Raw genomic sequence first — 19,238 nt, forward strand, 5'->3', positions numbered from 1 at the left:
CGGGTCACCGACCTCCGGAAGGCAGGCCGACGGAGGGCTCGCGGGGATCGGGTGCGCCGGCCGGGAGCGGCGGTGAGGGTGCCGGAGGCGGCGTCGGCGACCGGGGCACGGGCGGCGTGGGCGCCGGGGGTATGGAGGGCGCGGCCGGCGTCGATGGGGTGTCGAGCGTGGTGACGTTCCCCGACGGAAGGTCCGGTACGGAGGGGAGGACCACCTTCGGCACCTCGGGCACCTGCGGCACCGCCGGCACCTCCGGTACCGGCGGGACGGCCGCGTCAGGGAGCGGCGGCAGTGGCGGGAGGGACGGGAGCGCAGGGTCCGGGAGCAGCGGGGACGAGGACGGGGCGCCGCTCCGGGTGCCCGGCGGCGCGGGCCGCCGTTCCCAGGCCGCCGGGGTGTCCGGGGACGCGAATGGCGGGCGGGCGCCGTCGGTGGTACGTACGTCGGCGGCCCCGGACGTGGCCGGGGCGACGGCGGGCGGGGCCCAGTCGTGGGCGTACGGCACCACGAACCCGGCCACGGCGATGGTGGCCGCTGTCGAGGCGGCGGCCACCACCAACTGAGTGCCGCGCGGCCGGCCGCGCCCGCACAGCCACAGGGCCAGTGCCAGCGTGGCCGCCAGGGAGTTGCGCAGCGTGCGGCGGGCCCGGGCGAGCAGGGACTCGACGGTCCGGTAGCTCAGGCCCATCTTGCGGGCGACCTGGCCCACGTCGAGGTCCTCGGACTTGAGCCAGAGCGCCTCCGCCTGCCGCGCGGGCAGCTCCCCGCTCCGTACGGCAAGCCACTTCGCCTCGGCCCGGTCGCACACCAGCTCGTCCACCGGCGCGGGGCCGGGCGGCACCAGCGCGGCCGCCCGGCCGGGGTCGGCCTCGCGGTGGACCTGCCGGTGGCGGTCGACGCACAGCCGCATGGTCACCGTGGTGAGCCAGGCGCCGAGGCGCTCGTCGTCGAGGTGCGGCTGCTCGGCGGCCCGCAGCATCGCCTCGTGTACGGCGTCCTCGGCGTCCTCCAGGCTCATGGACCTGCGGCGGGCCACCTTGAGCAACTGCTCGCGGTGGCTCCACGCCCGCTGCCAGCGGTCACCGTCGGACGGTGCGTGCCTGTCCGTAGCCATGAGGGCCCCTTCGCGCTCACCCGCCGGTCCCTGCCGCCCGGCGGACCGCGACATTACCGCTGGGTATCCGGAGTTGTGGAGGGGGCGGCGGCCATCGAGTCCTTACCGTTGCCCACGGGCCTACCAGGCAGGACGTCCTCGACATCCGGAACCGGAAGCGCAGGTTCCGTAGGGGTGCCCGGCCGCGTCGTCGACGGCGACGGCGACGGCTTCGGCGACGACGAGGGCGACGGCGACGGGGAAGGGGCGGCCGTGGGCACGGGCTTGCGCGACGGCTCGGCCGAGGGCCGGGCACCGCGCCCGTCGCCACCGGAAGCTGAACCGGAACCCGAACCCGGGCCGGCCGGCCGCGCGGGCGCCTTCGACGGCGTCTCGGGGTGCGCCCCCGCCCCAGCCACGTCCGGGACCACTCGGTGGCCTTTCAGGAAGTACGCGAACCAGGCCTTCACCGTCCGCAGGTAGGCGGACGAGTGGTTGTAGCCGAGGATCGCCCGGTCCAGGTCGTACGGGTCGGACAGGTTCCGCCCGCCCGCGCACAGGTAACGCCCCGCCGCGAGCGCCGCGTCGTGGATGTTGCCGGGGTCGGCCACCCCGTCCCCGTTGGCGTCGGCGCCCCAGACCGCCCACGTGGACGGGATGAACTGCATGGGGCCGACCGCCCGGTCGTACACCGCGTCCCCGTCGTACGCGCCGCCGTCCGTGTCCCGGATCAGCGCGAACCCGTTGCCGTCCAGGTGCGGCCCCAGGATCGGCGTCAGCGTCGTACCGTCCGCGCCGACCCGGCCACCCCGGGCCTGCCCCGACTCCACCTGGCCGATCGCCGCCAGCAGTTGCCACCGCAGGCCGCAGCCGGGCGCGCTGTCCGCCAACCGCTCCTCCGCCCGCCGGTACGCGGTGAACACCGTGGCCGGCAGCGTGCCGCCACCCGTCGCCGCCGCGCCCGCCTCCGACGTCCGGCCCGCCGCCACGCGCCGCCCCTTCTCCGCCGCGTCCACGCCCGGCGTCCGCAGCGGCGGCAGCTCCGTGCGGTACGGCGAGTCGCCGGAGACGCTCGACCCGGGCACGGCCGGCACGGTCTCCCGGGCCGCCGAGGCCGACGCCCCCGGTGCCTGCGACGCGCTCAGCGCAGCCATCGCCGCCGCGGCGGCCACCGTTCCCCGGACCGCCCTGCCTCTGTGCGCTGCTTTCATGGCGTACGCCCCTCCCTGTCGACATGTGCGACCGTCCTGGTCACCTCCTCTACGGGCCGGTAGCCCCCGTCCGTCGCACGCGGGTGCCGCGATTGCATACCGTGGGGGCATGCAGCGACTGAGAGTGGAGTTCACGACAGAGCCCTTCGACCTCGACGAGGCACCGGCCCACGCCGTGGTGGCCCGTGAGGTCATCCAGGGGGCCGATCTCGACGCCGTGGACGTGGGTCCGTTCGGCAACACGGCCGAAGGCGGCGCGGAAGCGGTGCTCACCGCGGTCGACGCCCTCCTCCGCCAGGCCCTGGGCGCGGGCGCCACCCGGGTCTCGCTGCAGGTCAATGTGATCGGGGAGGACCAGAAGTGACCGAGCCTGGAGATCACCCCCTGGTCACCGCGGTGAAGCCGCTGGTGGACGCGATGGGCGCCCAGATTCTGCTGCCGGAGCAGGCCGCGGCCGACGACGTCGTCCTCGCTTGGGAGGGCGAGGACGTCCTCGCCGTACGGCTGCCGCAGCTCGCCGACTCGCTGGACCACATCCTCGCGGCGATGGAGCGACGGCACGGCAAGCCGCTGTCGGAGCTGGACCGCAAGACCAAGCAGGCCGTCGTACGTACGCTGGAGGCACGCGGTGCCTTCTCCGTCCGCCATGGCGTCGAGACGGTGGCGGGCGCCCTCGGGGTCAGCCGCTTCACCGTGTACAACTACCTGAACAGGGAGAATGCGGCGAAGAGTGAGTAGCTGAGCACGCTCCGCGGTCGGCCCCCGTCCAGATGTCGGGACGGCGGCTTCTGTGTCACCGAAGTTTCAACAAAGTGTTGACGGAGCGTTGGGCGAGGGCGTTAGCTATCCGCAGCCCGTCCAAGCACAGGAAAACAGCCACGGAGGCTCCCGTGACTTCAGGTTCGACTCCGGGCCTCGCCCGGTTCAACACCCTGGCGGAGAGCGACGCCGTCGCCGCGCTCCACGAGGTGTGTTCCAGCTCGGCGTGGGGGAGCAAGATTCTCGCCCAGCGCCCGTACGCCACCGCCGAAGCCCTCTTCCTCGCCAGCGACGCCGCCATGGCCGAGCTGTCCGCCGGGGATCTGGCCGACGCGATGGCGGGCCACCCGCCGATCGGTCGTCCGAAGGCAGGGGACCCGACCTCCTCCCGCGAGCAGAGCGGGATGGCCGGGGCCTCCGAGGAGCTCAAGGCCGACATGCTCGAACTCAACCTGGCCTACCAGGACAAGTTCGGTCATGTCTTCCTGATCTGCGCCACCGGCAGGACCGGCGAGCAGATGCGGGACGCGATCCGCGAGCGGATCGGCCACACGGCAGACCAGGAACGGGAGATCGTCCGCACCGAGCTGGGCAAGATCAACCGCATCCGGCTGACCCGTCTCGTAGAGGAAGAGAGCGCATGAGCACGGAAACCACCGCCTCGGTGTCCACGCACATCCTGGACACGAGCATCGGCCGCCCCGCCGAAGGCGTGGCCATCACGCTGTCGGCCCGTAGCGGCTTCGACGCGGAGTGGGCCGTGCTCGGAGGCTCGGCCACCGACGCGGACGGACGCTGCAAGGACCTGCCGGCCCTGCCGGAGGGCACCACCCACGTACGCCTCGACTTCGAGACCGAGGCGTACTTTTCGAAGAAGCAAGCCGAGGCGCAGCAGGACGCCCCCCGCGTAAGGGACAGCGGTGCGTTCTTCCCGGAGGTGGCGATCACGTTCGCCGTCAAGCCGGGTGAGCATTACCACGTACCGCTGCTGCTCAACCCGTTCGGCTACTCCGTTTACCGAGGGAGCTAGCAGACATGCCCACGATTCTCGGCCAGAACCAGTACGGCAAAGCAGAGAACCGCGTCGTCAAGATCACGCGGGACGGCGACACCCACCACATCAAGGACCTGAACGTCTCAGTCGCCCTCTCCGGCGACATGTCGGACGTCCACCTCTCGGGTTCGAACGCCAACTGCCTTCCGACCGACACCACCAAGAACACGGTGTACGCGTTCGCCAAGGAGTACGGCATCGAGTCCGCCGAGCAGTTCGGCATCCACCTCGCCCGTCACTTCGTGACGAGCCAGGAGCCGATCCACCGGGCACGCATCCGCATCGAGGAGTACGCCTGGGAGCGCATCGAGACCTCCGAGGCCAACTCGAAGTTCATCGGCTCCGACGACGTCAAGCACTCCTTCGTCCGCAAGGGCCAGGAGACCCGCGTCTCGCAGATCACCTACGACGGCGAGAAGTGGGAGGTCATCTCCGGCCTCAAGGACCTCATCGTCATGAACTCCACCAACTCGGAGTTCTGGGGCTACGTCAAGGACAAGTACACCACCCTGCAGGAGGCGTACGACCGCATCCTCGCGACCCAGGTGTCCGGCCGGTGGCGCTTCAACTGGACCGACGACGAGCAGCGCATGCCCAACTGGGAGCGCTCCTACGCCCAGACCAAGCGGCACATGCTGGAGGCCTTCGCGGAGACGTACTCCCTCTCGCTCCAGCAGACGCTGTACCAGATGGGTTCGCGCATCATCAACCACCGTTCGGAGATCGACGAGGTCCGCTTCTCGCTCCCGAACAAGCACCACTTCCTGGTGGACCTGGAGCCGTTCGGTCTGAAGAACGACAACGAGGTCTACTTCGCGGCGGACCGTCCCTACGGTCTGATCGAGGCCACCATCCTCCGGGACGGTGCCGAGCCGCAGATCCCGGTCGACATGACCAACCTCTGACGCGGGACTGAGTACGTCCCCGCCCGCCCGCAGTCGGGCGGGGACGTACCAGACCGGAGGGAACTTCCATGGCAACGCCCGCAACACCCGCATCGGGGCCGGCACCCGAAGGCCCGTGTCACGCCCCACCGGTGAGCCCGGTGGACGTCCACCCCGTGGACGAGAAGCTGCCTGCCTCGCGGCTCATCCCCGCCGCGCTCCAGCACATCGCCGCCATGTACGCCGGCGTGGTCACCCCTCCGCTCATCATCGGACAGGCTGTGGGCCTCGACGCGGCCGGGACGACCCGGCTCATCGCGGCCGGCCTGCTGATCGCCGGACTCGCCACGCTCCTGCAGACCCTCGGGGCAGCGGGCTTCGCGGGCAACCGGCTCCCGTTCGTCAACGCCGCCTCCTCCGCCGGTATCGCGCCGATGCTCGCCATCGCCGAGACCAGCGCCCCCGGACACCAACTCCCCGCCATCTACGGCGCGGTGATGGTCGCCGGAGTCTTCTGCCTCGCCGTCGGCCCCTTCTTCGGCCGCCTCCTACGCTTCTTCCCGCCCCTCGTCACCGGCGTCGTCATCACCCTCATCGGGGTGACGCTGATGCCCGTGCCCGTCGGCTGGGCCCAGGGCGGCAACCGGGAAGCCGCCGACTTCGGAGCCATGAAGTACCTGGCCCTGGCCGGCTTCACGCTCGTGGTCATCCTGCTCTTCCAGCGCTTCGGCAAGGGCTTCGTCAAGCAGATCGCCCTGCTGCTCGGGCTCTTCATCGGCACCCTCGCCGCGATCCCGTTCGGCATGGCGGACTTCAGCGCCCTGCGGGCGGCGCCCACCGCGGCGCTGCCGGCCCCCTTCGCCTTCGGCGCCCCCGAGTTCCAGCCCGCGGCGATCCTCTCGCTCTGCATCGTCATGCTCGTCCTGATGACCGAGTCCAGCGCCGGCATGCTCGCCCTCGGCGAGATCTGCGAACGCCGCACCGACGGCCGGACCATCACCCGGGGCCTGCGCACCGACGGCATCGCCACCCTCCTCGGCCCCGTCTTCGGCGGGTTCCCGACCAGCGCCTTCGCCCAGAACGTCGGCGTCGTCAGCCTCACCAGGGTGCGCAGCCGGTACGTCGTCGCCGCCGCGGGCGGGGCCCTGCTCGTCCTCGGCGCCTTCCCCGTCCTCGGCGCGGTCGTCTCGACCGTCCCGATGCCCGTCCTCGGCGGCGCCGGTATCGTCCTCTTCGGCTCCATCGCGGTCAGCGGCATCCGCACACTCTCGGAAGCCGGACTCGACGACAGCTCCAACATCATCCTGGTGGCCGTCGCACTCGGAGCGGGCATCATCCCGCTCGCCGCTCCCACCTTCTACGCCGATTTCCCCGCCTGGGCACAGACCGTGCTCGGCTCCGGCATCAGCGCCGGAGCACTCGTCGCGGTCACGCTCAATCTTTTCTTCCACCATCTCGGCACCCGGAGCCGTCACCCGGCCCCGGCACTCAAATCCTCCTAGGGTCCTGCCGTGCCCAAACCACCCAAGAGGAATGAAGGAAGCACCGCCATGGCAGCACCTTCGGCAGCCCAGCGCGTCATCATCGAGAACTGTGCGATCGCGACCGTCGACGCCAACGACACGGAGTACGCCTCCGGTCACATCGTCGTCGCCGACAACAAGATCGAGTCCATCGGGGCCGGCAAGGCAACCGAGGGCCTCGAGAACGTCGTCCGCCGGATCGACGGCACCGGCCACCTGGTCACGCCCGGCCTGATCAACACGCACCACCACTTCTACCAGTGGATCACGCGCGGTCTGGCCACCGACCACAACCTCTTCAACTGGCTGGTCGCGCTCTACCCGACGTGGTCGCGCATCGACGAGTCGATGGTCCGCGTCGCCGCACAGGGCTCTCTCGCGATGATGGCCCGTGGCGGCGTCACCACCGCCATGGACCACCACTACGTCTTCCCGAAGGGCTCCGGCGACCTGTCCGGCGCCATCATCGGTGCCGCCCGCGACATGGGCGTCCGCTTCACCCTGGCCCGCGGCTCCATGGACCGCAGCGAGAAGGACGGCGGCCTGCCGCCGGACTTCGCCGTCGAGACGACCGAGGGTGCGCTCATCGCCACCGAGGAGACCGTCAACAAGCACCACGACGCCTCCTTCGACGCGATGACCCAGGTCGCCGTCGCCCCCTGCTCCCCCTTCTCCATCTCCACCGAGCTTCTCCGCGAGGGCGCCGCCCTCGGCCGCCGGCTCGGGGTGCGCATGCACACCCACGGCTCGGAGACCGTGGAGGAGGAGAAGTTCTGCCACGAGCTCTTCGGCATGGGCCCGACCGACTACTTCGAGTCCACCGGCTTCCTCGGCGAGGACGTGTGGATGGCCCACTGCGTCCACATGAACGACTCCGACATCGAGGCCTTCGCCCGGACGAAGACCGGTGTCGCCCACTGCCCCTCCTCCAACGCGCGTCTGGCCGCGGGTATCGCCCGCGTCCCCGACATGCTCAAGGCCGGTGTCCCGGTCGGCCTCGGCGTCGACGGCACCGCCTCCAACGAGTCCGGTGAGCTCCACACCGAGCTGCGCAACGCCCTGCTGATCAACCGCCTCGGCGCACACCGCGAGGCCGCCCTCGACGCCCGCCAGGCCCTGCGCCTCGGTACGTTCGGCGGCGCCCAGGTCCTCGGCCGGGCCGACTCGATCGGCTCCCTCGAGCCGGGCAAGCTCGCCGACTTCGTGCTCTGGAAGATCGACGGCCTCGGTCACTCCTCGATCGCCGACCCGGTCACCGCGATCGTCTTCGGCGCGGCCGCCCCGGTGACAGCCTCGTTCGTGAACGGCAAGCAGATCGTGGAGAACAACCGGCTGCTGTTCGCGGACGAAGAGGCGATCGCCCGCGACGCGCGTGCCGAGGCCCAGCGTCTGGCGCGGATCACCGCCCAGGCCTGAACCCCCAGGTAGTCCGGTCGAGGGGGACGGCCCTCGACCGGCGGCCATGGACCCGAGCGGGGCCCATGGCAGCCGCGCCGGGGGGTGCCGTACGAAAAGAGGTACGGCGCCCCCCGGAACGGTGACTCGTGTCCACGTAGCCACGGGGCACGAGTGGATCCGTGCGACCACCGCACCCCCCACCTGCACCATGCACCACTTAGCACCACCTCCCTGACACCCGCGTCACCGCCGACGTGCACCCGACCGGAGGAACCGCCGTGGCCGCAACGCCCAGGTTTCGTAAAGATGCAGATGCCCCAGCGGACTCGTCAGAAGGCCGGAAGCACCCGGTCGACGAGACGCTCCCGCCCCTGAAGATGTTCACCAGCGGCCTCCAGCACGTGGCCGCCATGTACGCGGGCGTGGTGGCCCCGCCGATGATCGTGGGGCCCGCCGTGGGCCTCAGTGCCAAGGACACCGCGTTCCTGATGGGGGCGAGCCTCTTCACCGCGGGCATAGCCACCCTGCTCCAGACCCTCGGCTTCTGGCGCGTCGGCGCCCGGCTGCCGTTCGTCAACGGAGTCTCCTTCGCCGGCGTGACTCCCATGATCGCCATCGGCAGGGACCGTGGATACGACGGCATCGCCGTCATCTTCGGCGCGATCATCGTCGCCAGCGTCCTCGGATTCGTCCTCACCCCGTACTTCTCCAAACTCGTCCGCTTCTTCCCGCCCGTGGTCACCGGCACGGTCATCACCTTGATCGGTGTCTCCCTGCTCCCCGTGGCCTTCAACTGGTCCCAGGGCGGCAACTCGACCGCCTCCGACTACGGGTCGATGAAGAACATCGGCATGGCGGCCCTGACGTTCGTGGTCGTACTCGCCCTGCGCCGACTGCTGCGCGGCTTCCTCCAGCAGATCGCGATCCTGCTCGGACTCGTCATCGGCACGCTTGTCGCCATCCCGCTCGGCATGACCAACTTCGACGCCATGAAGGGCGCCGATGTCGTCGGCTTCCCCACCCCCTTCCACTTCGGCGCCCCGCAGTTCGAGATCGCCGCGATCATCTCGATGTGCATCGTCATGCTGGTCTGCATGACCGAGTCGACCGCGGACATGCTCGCCCTCGGCAAGATCGTCGACCGTCCGGCCGACGAGCGGATCATCGAGGGCGGACTGCGCGCCGACACCCTCGGCAGCGCCATCAGCCCGCTCTTCAACGGCTTCATGTGCAGCGCCTTCGCCCAGAACATCGGTCTGGTCGCGATGACCAAGGTGCGCAGCCGGTTCGTCGTGGCCGCCGGCGGCGGCATCCTCATCCTGCTCGGCCTCTGTCCGATCGCGGCCTCCGTGATCGCGCTGGTGCCGCTGCCGGTCCTCGGCGGCGCCGGCATCGTCCTGTTCGGCTCGGTCGCCGCCAGCGGCATCCAGACCCTGGCCACCGCCGCGCTGGAGAAGGGCGAGAACGCCCTGATCGTGGCCGCCGCCGTCGGCATCGGCCTGATCCCGATCGCGGCGCCGTCGTTCTACCACGCCTTCCCCAAGGACCTGCTGGTCGTCCTCGACTCCGGCATCAGCACCGGCTGCGTCGTGGCGATCGTCCTCAACCTCGCCTTCAACCACCTCGGCAAGCGCGGCGAGGGCGGCGAGGAGGCGGCGGCACCGTCCGAACCGTCCCCGGCGGCGGTGGCCGTCCACTGAGCACACGGCGACCCCCGGCTGCCGGTCCCCACCTCGACGGAGGCGGTGACCGGCCGGTCGTCGTTCTCATCAACCCCAACTCCTCCCGGCCGACGACGGAGATGATGGCGGCGATCGCCCGCCGCGCCCTTGGCGAGGCGTACGAGGTCCACCCGGTGACCGTGCCGGACGGGCCCCCGATGATCGTCACCGAGCCCGCGCTGGCCGCCGCCGTGCCGCACGTCGTGGCGGCGGGCCTCGCCGCGCGGGCCGAGGGAGCCTGCGCGGCGATCCTGGTCGGCGCGTTCGGCGACCCGGGCGTCGAGGAACTCCGGGCGGCCACGGACGTGCCCGTGGCCGGCCTCGCCGAATCCGCCCTCACCGAGGCCGCGGCTCAGGGCGCCCACTTCGGCATCGCGACGACCACCCCCGGCCTCGCGGCCTCGATCGCCACCGGCGTCGACCGGCTGGGCCTCACCGACCGCTACACCGGCCTGCGCCTGACGGCCGGCGACCCCCAACTCCTCGCCGCCTCACCGGAACTGATGCGGGAACGCCTCGCCCTGGCCGTCGAGGCGTGCCTTGTCCAGGACGCCGCCGACACTGTCGTCATCGGAGGCGGCCCGCTCGGCGACGCGGCGTGGTGGCTCCAGACCCGCTTCGCGACACCGGTGGTGGCCCCGGTCCCGGCCGCCTGCCGCCGGATCGCCCGCGCCCTGAGCGCCCCGCCGCCGACGCCGTCCGGCTGAGCCGGAAATGGCGTCGGGTGTTCATCGCCCCGGCTCCCAGTCCGGGCGGCGTCCGCTGAGGCCGATCACGCGGTCCAGGAGCGGGGCGTCGTCAGGGACCGGGACCACCGGGGCGAAGATCCCGCCGCGGTCCGGGTCGTCCGGGTCCGGGGCGAGCAGGGTGCGGGAGGACTCCAGGGCCGCCCGGTCCGTGATCCGGTACTCCTGGCCCGTGGCCCGGGCCAGGTCCCAGCCGTGGACGAGGAGTTCGTTGAGGGCGACCTGGCCGGCGACCGCCGCCGGGAGGTCCACACCCCCGGCCTGGGTGTCGCCCTCCCAGGCCGCCGGGTCGCGCCAGGCCTCGACCAGCTCGTCGAGACGGCGCGGCAGGGCCGTCCGCCAGTCGTCCGCGAGGACCAGGGCGGCCGAACCGGGGTCCGTGGCCGTATTGGCGCCCAGGTCCTTCCGCGCGGCGTCGCGGAAGGCCGCGCTCAGCCCGACGACATGGGCCAGCAGGTCCCGAACCACGTAGTCGGGGCAGGGCGTGGGGTCCCCCAGCCGTTCGTCGCCGACGGCCGCCGCCACCCGCGCCACCTCATGTGCGACCGGTCCCAGATCAAGCATCTGTGTCTCCATGAATGTGCAGACCTCCTGTCGCCCCCGGATTCATCGCCGCTCCCCACCACTGTCGGCCCCCTCGACCCGCTCCGCGCGTCTGCGGCACTCCCCGGCCAGCTCCGGATAGGCCGCCGCGATCGCCTCGTACAGCCTCCGGCGCAGCAGCCGCTCCGCCTCCGCCCGCCCCGTGGACCCGAACAGCCCGTCGAGCAGCGCCTCGTACCGGGACAGCGCGTGCATCAGATAACTGACCTGCCATCCCACGAGCGCCCCCGGCTTCACCCCGCCCCGGTCGCCCAGCGCTCTGCGGTGCCCGACCGCGCGCCGCTCCAGCTCCGGCCCCGGCAGCCGCGGCACCCGGATCGGCTCCGCCCGGATCGCCCCCAGCACCGCGGCCCGGCGGCGCTCGGCCGCCACCCGGACGGCGGGGGAGCCCCGCCCCGACGCGGTCGGTTCGCGCGGGAACTCCGGCGTCCGCTCCACCGCCTGGACCCGCGCCACCAGATACAGCCTCACCGGCGCCGGCGACCAACGGCGCGGACTGCGGCCCAGTACGTCCGGCTCCCCGAGCAGGTCCCGCACCATCGCATCGGTCCAGCCGCGCCCGCGCAGCCCGGCGAGAGACACAAAGGTCGTACGGTCCGTCATGATTCCCCCAGTTGTCATCGACGGAGAGTGACGAATCCAGTGAAGCGCACGCCACTGACAACGCCGACTTCTCATTGGGGGCGCCCGCGCTCTTGAAGTGGGCATGACCTTGGGTGTCCCATAGGTCTGGACCATTCAAGGTGAGTCGAGGAAAGCGGAGGCCCGACCGTGACCCGAGCCGCCACCGTGACCGCCACCACCGTCGCGGCCCTCCTGCTCCTCCTCGGCGGCTGCTCGGCGGGCGAGGTGAAGGACACCCAGAAGCCGTCCACGCCCCAGCGCCTCACCGCGCAGGCCGGCAGCGCCAGTTCCGTCCACGTCATGTGGGAGGCGGCGACCGACGACACCGGCGTCACCGCCTACGAGGTCTTCCAGAAAGGGGTCAAGGTCAAGACCCTGACCGGAGGCCGCACCATGGTCGACATCGAGCGCCTCGCACCCTCCACCGCGTACACCTTCACCGTCCGCGCGCTCGACGCCGCCGGAAACCGGTCACCGCAGACCGCCGCCGTCACCGTGACCACACCGGCTGCCGCGCCCGAGGACCGCACCGCACCCACGGCGCCTCGCCTGCTGCGCGGCGCCGCCAACGGCCGGAACGCGGCGACCCTGACCTGGGCGCGGGCCACGGACGCCACCGGCGTCACCGCCTACGACATCTACCAGGAGGACTCCCGCGTCCACAGCGTCACCGGGAACGTGACGACCGCCCGGGTCACCGGACTGCGCCCCGGCACGGTCTACAGCTTCACCGTCCGGGCCCGCGACGCCGCCGAGAACTCCTCGCCCGACAGCAACCCCGTCGACCTCACCACCGCCGCCGCGCCGGGCGCCCCGCCCGCGACCGCGCCCACAGGTCTCAAGGCGACCGCGCGCCCCGGCGAGATCGTGCTGACCTGGACACCACCCGAGACCGGCGCGCCGGTCAAGGAGCACCAGCTCCATCTCAACGGCGCGTTCGCCACCACCATCGTCTGGGGCGCGCAGCCCCCGCCCGGCCCGGTCACGTACACCCTCACCGTCACCGACCCGCCCGGCACCCGCTACAGCGTCAAGATTCGCGCCCGGCTCCCGGACGGGCGCTGGGGTGACTTCTCCGCCCAGCGGACCGTCGTCGTCACGGGCCGGTGATTCCCGGCCGGTGCATCACGGCCGGTGCATCACGAGCCGGGCCACCGTCGCCGCGTCACCCGGCAGGACCAGGCGGCCGGTGGCGTCACGCGGCGCCGTGAACCCGTCAGGACAAGGGGGCCAGATACATGCCCGAGGTGCCCGCGCCCGGGGTGTTGCGGCAGGCGTGCCGCGTGGTGGACGCGGCGTAGGCCAGGGCGAGGCAGCGTCCCAGGGCGAGCTGGCCGAAGTGGTTGGGGTGCATCGACTCCTGCACCGGGCCCTGCGTGCCGTCGCTGTCGATCCAGCGCACCCACTCGCTGGTGGCGGCCGACGCCGGCCTGGTGGCCGTCACCTGCCGGCTCGCCGAGGCGCAGACCTCACGCCCCTGGAAGGCGCCCCGCAGATCCAGGAAGCCCGTCCCCTTGGCCGTGGCGACGCCCCTCAGCCGGTCGGCGAGCTGCGGTACGAGCTGGTCGCGCGCCCAGTCGGAGTCGCCGTCCCAGAAGGGGCAGCCGCCGGTGGTCACCCGGTCCCAGCCGCTCTCGGAGTAGCGGTTCTCGGCGCCGCGGGGGAGGGGCGAGGGGTAGGACTGGAGCACGATCCGGTACGAGGACGGGGCCTGCCCGGCGGCGGACATCACCGCGCGGATCTCGTCGACGGCCTTGCCGACGCCCGCCATCGCCGGGCCGATCCTGGCGTCGACGACGGGCTGCTGGTCGTCGTGGCAGTACGAGTACCAGATGATGTAGTCCTTCGCGCAGGCGGTGATGATCTCGGTGAACCCGAGGTCGTTGCCGCCGACGGAGAGGGCGATCAGCTCGATGTCGTGCGTCGCGGCGACCGCGGCGAGCCGGTCGGCCTGCGGCGCCTCCCCGCGGTAGGCCTTGCCGCCATGCGCGGTGCGGAACACGTTCTCCGTACGCGCCCCGGAGCAGGCCAGGTTGACCAGTACGTCGGCGCGCCCCGCGAGGGCGGAGACCGGCGCGGAGTCCGAGCGGTGGCATCCGTTGACCGAGGTGTCACCGTACACACGCCTCGGGTCGTATCCGGCGCCGGTCCAGGCCCGGTCGGTGCCGTCCCGGCTGCCGCTGTCGGTGAGGCTGTTGCCCTGCCAGCGCCCCGCCTCACCGGAGATGAAGCTGTCGCCCATGGTGACGACGGCGGTGGGAAGTGCGGAGGCCGCTGCGGTGCTGTCGGAGACGGTCGATGCGGTCGATGCGGCCGAGGCAGCGGAGGTGGCCGAAATGACGAGCGGCAGTGCGAGAGCGGCGGCGAGCCACCGGGACATGCGTCTGGTGCGGAATCCGGGCATGGCTGTGCTCCTGCGCGAATGCATGGGGGCATGCGGGGGGTGGGGAACAGCCTCCGGCGCCGGTGGCATGGCGGAATCTGACACGTGCCGGCTTGTTACCGCTAGGTAGCGGAAGATTTCGGTTTGATCACGCCGCCCGTCCGTTCGGTCGGCGTATTCGAGCGAAGCAGAGGATGAGACAGCTCCGCCCCCTGGCGCTGTGCGTGCGCCAGGGGGCGGAGACTGCCGGACGAACTGCCGCTCGGCTGCCGTGCGTTCAGCCGACCAGCTGTTCGTAGGCGGGCAGGGTGAGGAAGTCCTCGTAGTTCTCGTCGAGGGCGACCCGCAGGAGGAGGTCGTGGGCCTGCTGCCAGTTGCCCTGGCCGAAGGCCTCGTCCCCGAGCTCCTCGCGGATCGCGGCCAGTTCCTCGGCCGCGACCTTGCGGGCCAGCTCGGGGGTGGCGCGCTCGCCGTTCTCGAAGACCACGCCCGCGTTGATCCACTGCCAGATCTGGGAGCGGGAGATCTCGGCGGTGGCCGCGTCCTCCATCAGGTTGAAGATCGCCACCGCGCCGAGGCCCCGGAGCCAGGCCTCGATGTAGCGGATGCCGACCTGGACCGCGTTGCGCAGGCCGTCGTACGTCGGCCTGGCGTCGAGGGAGTCGATGGCGATCAGGTCACCGGGGGCGACGGACACGTCCTCGCGCAGCCGGTCCTTCTGGTTGGGCTTGTCGCCGAGGACCGCGTCGAAGGAGGCCATCGCGATCGGGACCAGGTCGGGGTGGGCGACCCAGGAGCCGTCGAAGCCGTCGTTCGCCTCGCGGTCCTTGTCGGCCTTGACCTTCTCGAAGGCGACCTTGTTGACCTCGGCGTCCTTGCGGGACGGGATGAAGGCCGCCATGCCGCCGATGGCGTGCGCGCCGCGCTTGTGGCACGTACGGACGAGGAGTTCGGTGTACGCGCGCATGAACGGGGCCGTCATCGTGACCGCGTTGCGGTCCGGGAGGACGAACTTGGCGCCGCCGTCACGGAAGTTCTTCACGATCGAGAAGAGGTAGTCCCAGCGGCCGGCGTTGAGGCCCGCGGCGTGGTCCTTCAGCTCGAAGAGGATCTCTTCCATCTCGTACGCGGCCGTGATCGTCTCGATGAGGACGGTCGCGCGGACGGTGCCCTGCGGGATGCCGACGTAGTCCTGCGCGAAGACGAAGATGTCGTTCCAGAGGCGCGCCTCCAGGTGCGACTCCGTCTTCGGGAGGTAGAAGTACGGGCCCTTGCCCAGGTCGATCAGGCGCTGGGCGTTGTGGAAGAAGTAGAGGCCGAAGTCGACCAGTGCGCCGGGGACGGGGCGGCCGTCGAAGCGCAGGTGGCGCTCCTCGAGATGCCAGCCGCGCGGGCGCATCACGACCGTGGCGAGCTCCCCGGCCGGCTTCAGGGCGTACGACTTGCCGGTGCGGGCGTCCGTGAAGTCGATCTTCCGCTCGTAGGCGTCGATCAGGTTGAGCTGGCCGAGGACGACGTTCTCCCAGGTGGGCGCGGAGGCGTCCTCGAAGTCGGCGAGCCAGACCTTGGCGCCCGAGTTGAGGGCGTTGATGGTCATCTTGCGGTCGGTCGGGCCGGTGATCTCGACCCGGCGGTCGTTCAGGGCCGCCGGGGCCGGCGCGACCTTCCAGCTGTCGTCCTCGCGGAGCTGTGCGGTCTCCGGGAGGAAGTCGAGCGTGGAGGTGCGGGCGATCTCGGCGCGGCGCTCGGCCCGGCGGGCGAGCAGCTCGTCCCGGCGCGGGGTGAACCGCCGGTGCAGCTCGGCCACGAAGGCCAGGGCCTCGTCGGTGAGCACTTCCTCCTGGCGGGGGAGCGGCTCGGCATCGACGACGGCCAACGGGGACGGCGCTGGTGCGGACATGAACTGTCACTTCCTTCAGCGGACTTCAGGGGCGGTGCTGGGGTCGTGCTCCGCGGCCGCCGAGCGTCGTCAGACGGCACGCAGTGCCGCGGGCGCCGAGATACGGCCGCGAGCGCCGTCTGAGGACATCGGGCGCTCCTGAGCAGTGGATACTAGTTTCCTCATGGTGGAAGTTCAATGGTTTGTTGATGTCGAGATTCTTCGGGTCGACAAAACCTGGCTCTGAGTGCCACCTCGTTCACTCAAGGTGCTCCATCCCGTCCAGCCGCGCCAGGTCCTCGGGACGGTCGATGTCGAAAGGCTCGGCCACATCCGAACAGTCGACCAGCGTGATCGCATCCCGGTGCGCTGTCAGATAGTCCCGCGCGCCCTGGTCGCCGACCGCCCCCGCGCCGATCTCCGCCCACCGGTCCGCGCCGAACAGCACCGGATGGCCGCGCCTGCCGTCGTACGAGGCGGCCGCCAGCGAGTCCGGCGAGCGGTACGCGGCCCGCACCCGCGCCACCGCCTCGGCGCCGATACCGGGCTGGTCCACCAGGCTCACCAGCGCGGCCCCGGCCCCCGTCCCGGCGAGCGAGGCGAGCCCGGCCCGCAGCGACGAGCCCATGCCCTCCTCCCAGCGGGGGTTGTCCACCAGCACGCACCCGGCGAGGGAGGCCCGCTCCCGTACGAGATCGGCGGAGGCCCCCAGGACCACATGGACCACCTCGCAGCCGCCCTCGCGCAGCACACGCACCGCGTGCTCCACGAGCGGGCGGCCCCGGTGCTGGAGCAGCGCCTTGGGGCGTCCGCCGAGCCGCCGCCCCCCGCCGGCCGCCAGCAGCAGCCCGGCCACGGGCCGGGCGCCGGGCGGTGACATGTCCGGTGTCACCCCACGCTGTGCCATGTCGGGTGTCACCCCACGCTGTGGCGCGTCGGACGTCACGTCAGGCTGTGCCCTGTCGGATGTCGGTGTCATGGGTGACTGCATACCGCACACCCGCAAATCCGTCCGGTTTCTGTCCGCGGAGTGGCGTCCACACCGCGCCGTGGCGTTAACTTGCCCGCGCACAACGATGTGCGAGGGGGAGAGAGCCGTGTTGCGGAGCATGGGGCAGAGGCGTGTGACGGGCAGCGACGAAGACCCGAGAGTGGCGGAGCTGAGCGCTGCGGTCTCCCGGCTCCGCCGTGAACTGGCCGGGCACCGCGCCGAGTTCGCCGACCGTGGCATCGCCGAGGACGAGCTCGCCGCACTCGCCGCCATGGCGCTCGGCGGAGTGCCCGAAGTGCGCCGGATGCGCCGCTCCTTACTGCTCATCGTCGGGTCGATCGGCTCGGTCAGCGCGCTGCGCGACGGGCTGACGGAGGTCCGCAACGCCGTCGAACTCTTCGGCGAACCCCCGCGCCGGCCCGACGACGGGACGCAGCTCCCTACCGTCTGATCAGCCGCCGGGCCGTCGCCGTCGCCACCGCGGCCGTGCGCGAGTCCACCCCCAACTTGGCGAAGATGTGGACCAGGTGGGACTTCACCGTCGCCTGGCTCAGGAACAGCCGCTTGCTGATCTGCTGGTTCGACAGCCCCTCGCCCACCAGCTGGAGGACCTCCAGCTCCCGCTTCGTCAGCGCCTCCGCGGGCGTCCGCATCCGGTCCATCAGCCGGTGCGCCACCGCCGGAGCCAGTGCGGACTGACCGGCCGCAGCGGTACGGACCGCCGCCGCCAGCTCCTCCGGCGGCGCGTCCTTGAGGAGATAGCCGCTCGCCCCGGCCTCGACCGCCGCCAGGATGTCCGCGTCCGAGTCGTACGTCGTCAGCACCAGCACCCGTGGCCCGCCCGCCCGCGCCGTGATGGCGGCCGTCGCCTCCGAGCCGTGCATCCCCGCCCCGAACTGCAGGTCCATCAGGACCACGTCCACACCCCCGCCGGCGGCCAGCTCCACCGCCCGCTCGGCCGTGGCCGCCTCCGCGACCACCGTGAAGTCCGGCTCGGTGTCCAGGACCGCCCGCAGACCGGCCCGTACCACCGGATGGTCGTCGGCGAGCAGAAGACGGACGGTCATCAGGAAGCCTCCCGGTGTGCGCCGGTGCGGTCCGCGAGGGTGCCGTCCGGCCGGCTGCCGGAACCGGCGGTGTGCAACGGCAAGGTGACGGCGACGGCCGCACCCTGGCCCGGCGCCGACTCGACCGTGAACGTGCCGCCCAGCGACTGGGCGCGCGAGCGCATCGCGGGCAGCCCGAACCCGGCGTCCGACGAGGCGACGACCGCCTCCGGCCGGAACCCCCTGCCGTCGTCCACCACGTCCAGCGTCACCGACGCGTCCATGAACGTCAGCGTGATCTCGGCGCGCGAGGCGCCCGCGTGCCGGACCGTGTTCGCCAGCGCGGACTGGGCGATCCGCAGCAGCGCCACCTCGTACGGCGTGGGCAGCTCCACCGGAGTGCCGCTGAGCGAGAAGCGCACCCGCGGCCCGGGACCCGGCTCGCACAGCCGCTCCAGGGCCCCGGCCAGCGAGCCGTGCTCCAGGTCCGGCGGCGACAGGGCCCGTACGAACCGCCGCGCCTCGGCGAGATTGTCCTGCGCCGCCTGCCGGGCCCGGGCGATGTGGGTCGCCGCCGGGGAAGCCGCCGGCAGCGTCCGCTCGGCGGCCCGCAGCAGCAGCTGGATGGACGAAAGCCCCTGTGCCAGGGTGTCGTGGATCTCCCGGGCGAGCCGCTCGCGCTCCGCGAGCGTGCCCGCGTGCCGTTCGGCGGCGGCCAGTTCGGCCCGGGTCGCGATCAGCTCCTCGATGAGCCGGCGGCGCCGCTCGCTCTCCCGGTACAGCGCCTGGTAGCCGAGGACGGTCGCGACCGCGACTGCCGCGCCCAGCAGCGGACCGATGAAGACCCCGGGGTTGAGCGGCCGGCCGTGCCCCACGTACGAACCGATCGCGGCGGCCGCGGTGACGGCGGCGGCCGGCAGCGACCAGCGCGCGGGCAGCAGATGCAGCTGGAGGAAGTACAGCGGGAACGCCACCCACAGGGCGTCCGGCGTCAGCCACAGCAGCACAAGCCAGGACACCCCGAGCGCCGCGAGCCAGAGCGCGGCCGCCCGCCGCGTCAGACGTACGGCAGGCAGGAGCGACCCGGCCGCGTACACCGCGCCGGTCACCGCCGCCACCGCCAGGACCGCCCCGGCGTCCGGAGCGCCGTCGCCCCACGCCCGTACCACCGCCAGCGCCAGCAGCCCCGCCATCAGCAGATGCAGACACAGACGCAGGGCGCGCAGGGCAGGGGTGAGGGTGCGGGGATCCATGGTCCGTCCAGGGTAGGCCGGAGCCGACAATCCGGACTCAACCGAAAGTTTGATTGCGGAGCCATCCGTG

At 71.9% G+C, this 19,238-nt stretch carries 20 protein-coding genes; 11 read left to right on the plus strand and 9 right to left on the minus strand.

Annotated features, from left to right (window positions below):
- Window positions 1-4 precede the first annotated feature (4 nt).
- Window positions 5-1,114, minus strand: coding sequence for an RNA polymerase sigma factor (locus tag IEZ01_RS25575; RefSeq protein WP_189203982.1), 1,110 nt, complete (start codon window positions 1,112-1,114; stop codon window positions 5-7).
- Between the two features lie 53 nt (window positions 1,115-1,167).
- On the minus strand, window positions 1,168-2,304 hold the full coding sequence (locus tag IEZ01_RS25580) for a lytic transglycosylase domain-containing protein (protein WP_229833225.1): 1,137 nt from the start codon (window positions 2,302-2,304) through the stop codon (window positions 1,168-1,170).
- A 109-nt stretch (window positions 2,305-2,413) separates the two neighbouring features.
- Here IEZ01_RS25580 and IEZ01_RS25585 point away from each other — a divergent pair, with 109 nt between their 5' ends.
- From IEZ01_RS25585 to IEZ01_RS25625, 9 genes are all read left to right on the plus strand, one after another.
- Window positions 2,414-2,668, plus strand: coding sequence for a YkoF family thiamine-binding protein (locus IEZ01_RS25585; RefSeq protein WP_078513438.1), 255 nt, complete (start codon window positions 2,414-2,416; stop codon window positions 2,666-2,668).
- A complete protein-coding gene (locus IEZ01_RS25590; RefSeq protein WP_189203984.1) occupies window positions 2,665-3,042 on the plus strand; it encodes a helix-turn-helix domain-containing protein in 378 nt (125 codons plus the stop codon). The genes IEZ01_RS25585 and IEZ01_RS25590 overlap by 4 nt, the downstream gene beginning before the upstream one ends.
- A gap of 152 nt (window positions 3,043-3,194) precedes the next feature.
- Window positions 3,195-3,707 (plus strand): 2-oxo-4-hydroxy-4-carboxy-5-ureidoimidazoline decarboxylase, encoded by a 513-nt coding sequence (uraD, locus tag IEZ01_RS25595; protein WP_019890376.1) that lies wholly within the window; start codon window positions 3,195-3,197, stop codon window positions 3,705-3,707.
- A complete protein-coding gene (gene uraH / locus IEZ01_RS25600; protein WP_019890377.1) occupies window positions 3,704-4,093 on the plus strand; it encodes a hydroxyisourate hydrolase in 390 nt (129 codons plus the stop codon). The genes uraD and uraH overlap by 4 nt, the downstream gene beginning before the upstream one ends.
- A gap of 5 nt (window positions 4,094-4,098) precedes the next feature.
- Complete coding sequence (pucL, locus tag IEZ01_RS25605; RefSeq protein WP_019890378.1) at window positions 4,099-5,022, plus strand: factor-independent urate hydroxylase; 924 nt, start codon at window positions 4,099-4,101, stop codon at window positions 5,020-5,022.
- Window positions 5,023-5,090: 68 nt separating this feature from the next.
- Window positions 5,091-6,503: a nucleobase:cation symporter-2 family protein gene (locus IEZ01_RS25610; RefSeq protein WP_189203986.1), complete on the plus strand. Its 1,413-nt coding sequence runs from the start codon at window positions 5,091-5,093 to the stop codon at window positions 6,501-6,503.
- Window positions 6,504-6,551: 48 nt separating this feature from the next.
- The gene (locus IEZ01_RS25615) at window positions 6,552-7,940 is read left to right on the plus strand and encodes an 8-oxoguanine deaminase (protein ID WP_189203988.1); all 1,389 of its coding nucleotides are present in this window, start codon (window positions 6,552-6,554) and stop codon (window positions 7,938-7,940) included.
- 260 nt (window positions 7,941-8,200) lie between these two features.
- Window positions 8,201-9,622 (plus strand): nucleobase:cation symporter-2 family protein, encoded by a 1,422-nt coding sequence (locus IEZ01_RS25620; RefSeq protein ID WP_078513439.1) that lies wholly within the window; start codon window positions 8,201-8,203, stop codon window positions 9,620-9,622.
- A gap of 68 nt (window positions 9,623-9,690) precedes the next feature.
- Window positions 9,691-10,350: an aspartate/glutamate racemase family protein gene (locus IEZ01_RS25625; protein WP_028798365.1), complete on the plus strand. Its 660-nt coding sequence runs from the start codon at window positions 9,691-9,693 to the stop codon at window positions 10,348-10,350.
- Window positions 10,351-10,371: 21 nt separating this feature from the next.
- On the opposite strand, the gene IEZ01_RS25630 is transcribed toward IEZ01_RS25625, so the two are convergent.
- Together IEZ01_RS25630 and IEZ01_RS25635 are read right to left on the minus strand one after the other, a co-directional pair.
- On the minus strand, window positions 10,372-10,953 hold the full coding sequence (locus IEZ01_RS25630; protein WP_106960019.1) for a TIGR03086 family metal-binding protein: 582 nt from the start codon (window positions 10,951-10,953) through the stop codon (window positions 10,372-10,374).
- Between the two features lie 42 nt (window positions 10,954-10,995).
- A complete protein-coding gene (locus tag IEZ01_RS25635) occupies window positions 10,996-11,613 on the minus strand; it encodes a hypothetical protein (protein WP_229833226.1) in 618 nt (205 codons plus the stop codon).
- Window positions 11,614-11,763: 150 nt separating this feature from the next.
- On the opposite strand from IEZ01_RS25635, the gene IEZ01_RS25640 reads away from it, so the two are divergent.
- On the plus strand, window positions 11,764-12,726 hold the full coding sequence (locus IEZ01_RS25640; protein ID WP_019890385.1) for a fibronectin type III domain-containing protein: 963 nt from the start codon (window positions 11,764-11,766) through the stop codon (window positions 12,724-12,726).
- 106 nt (window positions 12,727-12,832) lie between these two features.
- Here the strand turns inward: IEZ01_RS25640 and IEZ01_RS25645 are convergent, their stop codons facing one another.
- The 3 genes from IEZ01_RS25645 to IEZ01_RS25655 all read right to left on the minus strand — a co-directional run bounded on the left by IEZ01_RS25645 (window position 12,833) and on the right by IEZ01_RS25655 (window position 16,785).
- Window positions 12,833-14,020 (minus strand): GDSL-type esterase/lipase family protein, encoded by a 1,188-nt coding sequence (locus IEZ01_RS25645; RefSeq protein WP_229833227.1) that lies wholly within the window; start codon window positions 14,018-14,020, stop codon window positions 12,833-12,835.
- A 256-nt stretch (window positions 14,021-14,276) separates the two neighbouring features.
- Window positions 14,277-15,899 (minus strand): malate synthase A, encoded by a 1,623-nt coding sequence (gene aceB / locus IEZ01_RS25650; RefSeq protein ID WP_028798128.1) that lies wholly within the window; start codon window positions 15,897-15,899, stop codon window positions 14,277-14,279.
- Between the two features lie 238 nt (window positions 15,900-16,137).
- Window positions 16,138-16,785, minus strand: coding sequence for a nucleotidyltransferase family protein (locus IEZ01_RS25655; protein ID WP_189203990.1), 648 nt, complete (start codon window positions 16,783-16,785; stop codon window positions 16,138-16,140).
- 190 nt (window positions 16,786-16,975) lie between these two features.
- Here IEZ01_RS25655 and IEZ01_RS25660 point away from each other — a divergent pair, with 190 nt between their 5' ends.
- Window positions 16,976-17,320, plus strand: coding sequence for a DUF5955 family protein (locus IEZ01_RS25660; RefSeq protein WP_040875221.1), 345 nt, complete (start codon window positions 16,976-16,978; stop codon window positions 17,318-17,320).
- Here IEZ01_RS25660 and IEZ01_RS25665 read toward each other — a convergent pair.
- Together IEZ01_RS25665 and IEZ01_RS25670 are read right to left on the minus strand one after the other, a co-directional pair.
- Window positions 17,310-17,936, minus strand: a complete 627-nt coding sequence (locus IEZ01_RS25665) for a response regulator (protein WP_019890390.1) — start codon at window positions 17,934-17,936, stop codon at window positions 17,310-17,312. The two genes, IEZ01_RS25660 and IEZ01_RS25665, sit on opposite strands and share 11 nt — an antisense overlap.
- The gene (locus IEZ01_RS25670) at window positions 17,936-19,168 is read right to left on the minus strand and encodes a sensor histidine kinase (protein ID WP_019890391.1); all 1,233 of its coding nucleotides are present in this window, start codon (window positions 19,166-19,168) and stop codon (window positions 17,936-17,938) included. Before IEZ01_RS25670 ends, IEZ01_RS25665 begins: the two co-directional genes overlap by 1 nt.
- Window positions 19,169-19,238: the final 70 nt, after the last annotated feature.

This window comes from Streptomyces purpureus (genome assembly GCF_014648195.1).
Lineage (GTDB): Bacteria > Actinomycetota > Actinomycetes > Streptomycetales > Streptomycetaceae > Streptomyces > Streptomyces purpureus.

What these genes read in the sequence shown, in the direction of transcription:
- IEZ01_RS25610 (WP_189203986.1), top strand. Translation starts at nt 5,091, where the DNA reads ATGGCAACGCCCGCAACACCCGCATCGGGGCCGGCACCCGAAGGCCCG.
- IEZ01_RS25670 (WP_019890391.1), bottom strand. Translation starts at nt 19,168, where the DNA reads ATGGATCCCCGCACCCTCACCCCTGCCCTGCGCGCCCTGCGTCTGTGT.
- IEZ01_RS25655 (WP_189203990.1), bottom strand. Translation starts at nt 16,785, where the DNA reads ATGGCACAGCGTGGGGTGACACCGGACATGTCACCGCCCGGCGCCCGG.
- IEZ01_RS25580 (WP_229833225.1), bottom strand. Translation starts at nt 2,304, where the DNA reads ATGAAAGCAGCGCACAGAGGCAGGGCGGTCCGGGGAACGGTGGCCGCC.
- IEZ01_RS25630 (WP_106960019.1), bottom strand. Translation starts at nt 10,953, where the DNA reads ATGCTTGATCTGGGACCGGTCGCACATGAGGTGGCGCGGGTGGCGGCG.
- IEZ01_RS25615 (WP_189203988.1), top strand. Translation starts at nt 6,552, where the DNA reads ATGGCAGCACCTTCGGCAGCCCAGCGCGTCATCATCGAGAACTGTGCG.
- IEZ01_RS25645 (WP_229833227.1), bottom strand. Translation starts at nt 14,020, where the DNA reads ATGCCCGGATTCCGCACCAGACGCATGTCCCGGTGGCTCGCCGCCGCT.
- aceB (WP_028798128.1), bottom strand. Translation starts at nt 15,899, where the DNA reads ATGTCCGCACCAGCGCCGTCCCCGTTGGCCGTCGTCGATGCCGAGCCG.
- pucL (WP_019890378.1), top strand. Translation starts at nt 4,099, where the DNA reads ATGCCCACGATTCTCGGCCAGAACCAGTACGGCAAAGCAGAGAACCGC.
- uraH (WP_019890377.1), top strand. Translation starts at nt 3,704, where the DNA reads ATGAGCACGGAAACCACCGCCTCGGTGTCCACGCACATCCTGGACACG.
- IEZ01_RS25575 (WP_189203982.1), bottom strand. Translation starts at nt 1,114, where the DNA reads ATGGCTACGGACAGGCACGCACCGTCCGACGGTGACCGCTGGCAGCGG.
- IEZ01_RS25635 (WP_229833226.1), bottom strand. Translation starts at nt 11,613, where the DNA reads ATGACAACTGGGGGAATCATGACGGACCGTACGACCTTTGTGTCTCTC.
- IEZ01_RS25665 (WP_019890390.1), bottom strand. Translation starts at nt 17,936, where the DNA reads ATGACCGTCCGTCTTCTGCTCGCCGACGACCATCCGGTGGTACGGGCC.
- IEZ01_RS25585 (WP_078513438.1), top strand. Translation starts at nt 2,414, where the DNA reads ATGCAGCGACTGAGAGTGGAGTTCACGACAGAGCCCTTCGACCTCGAC.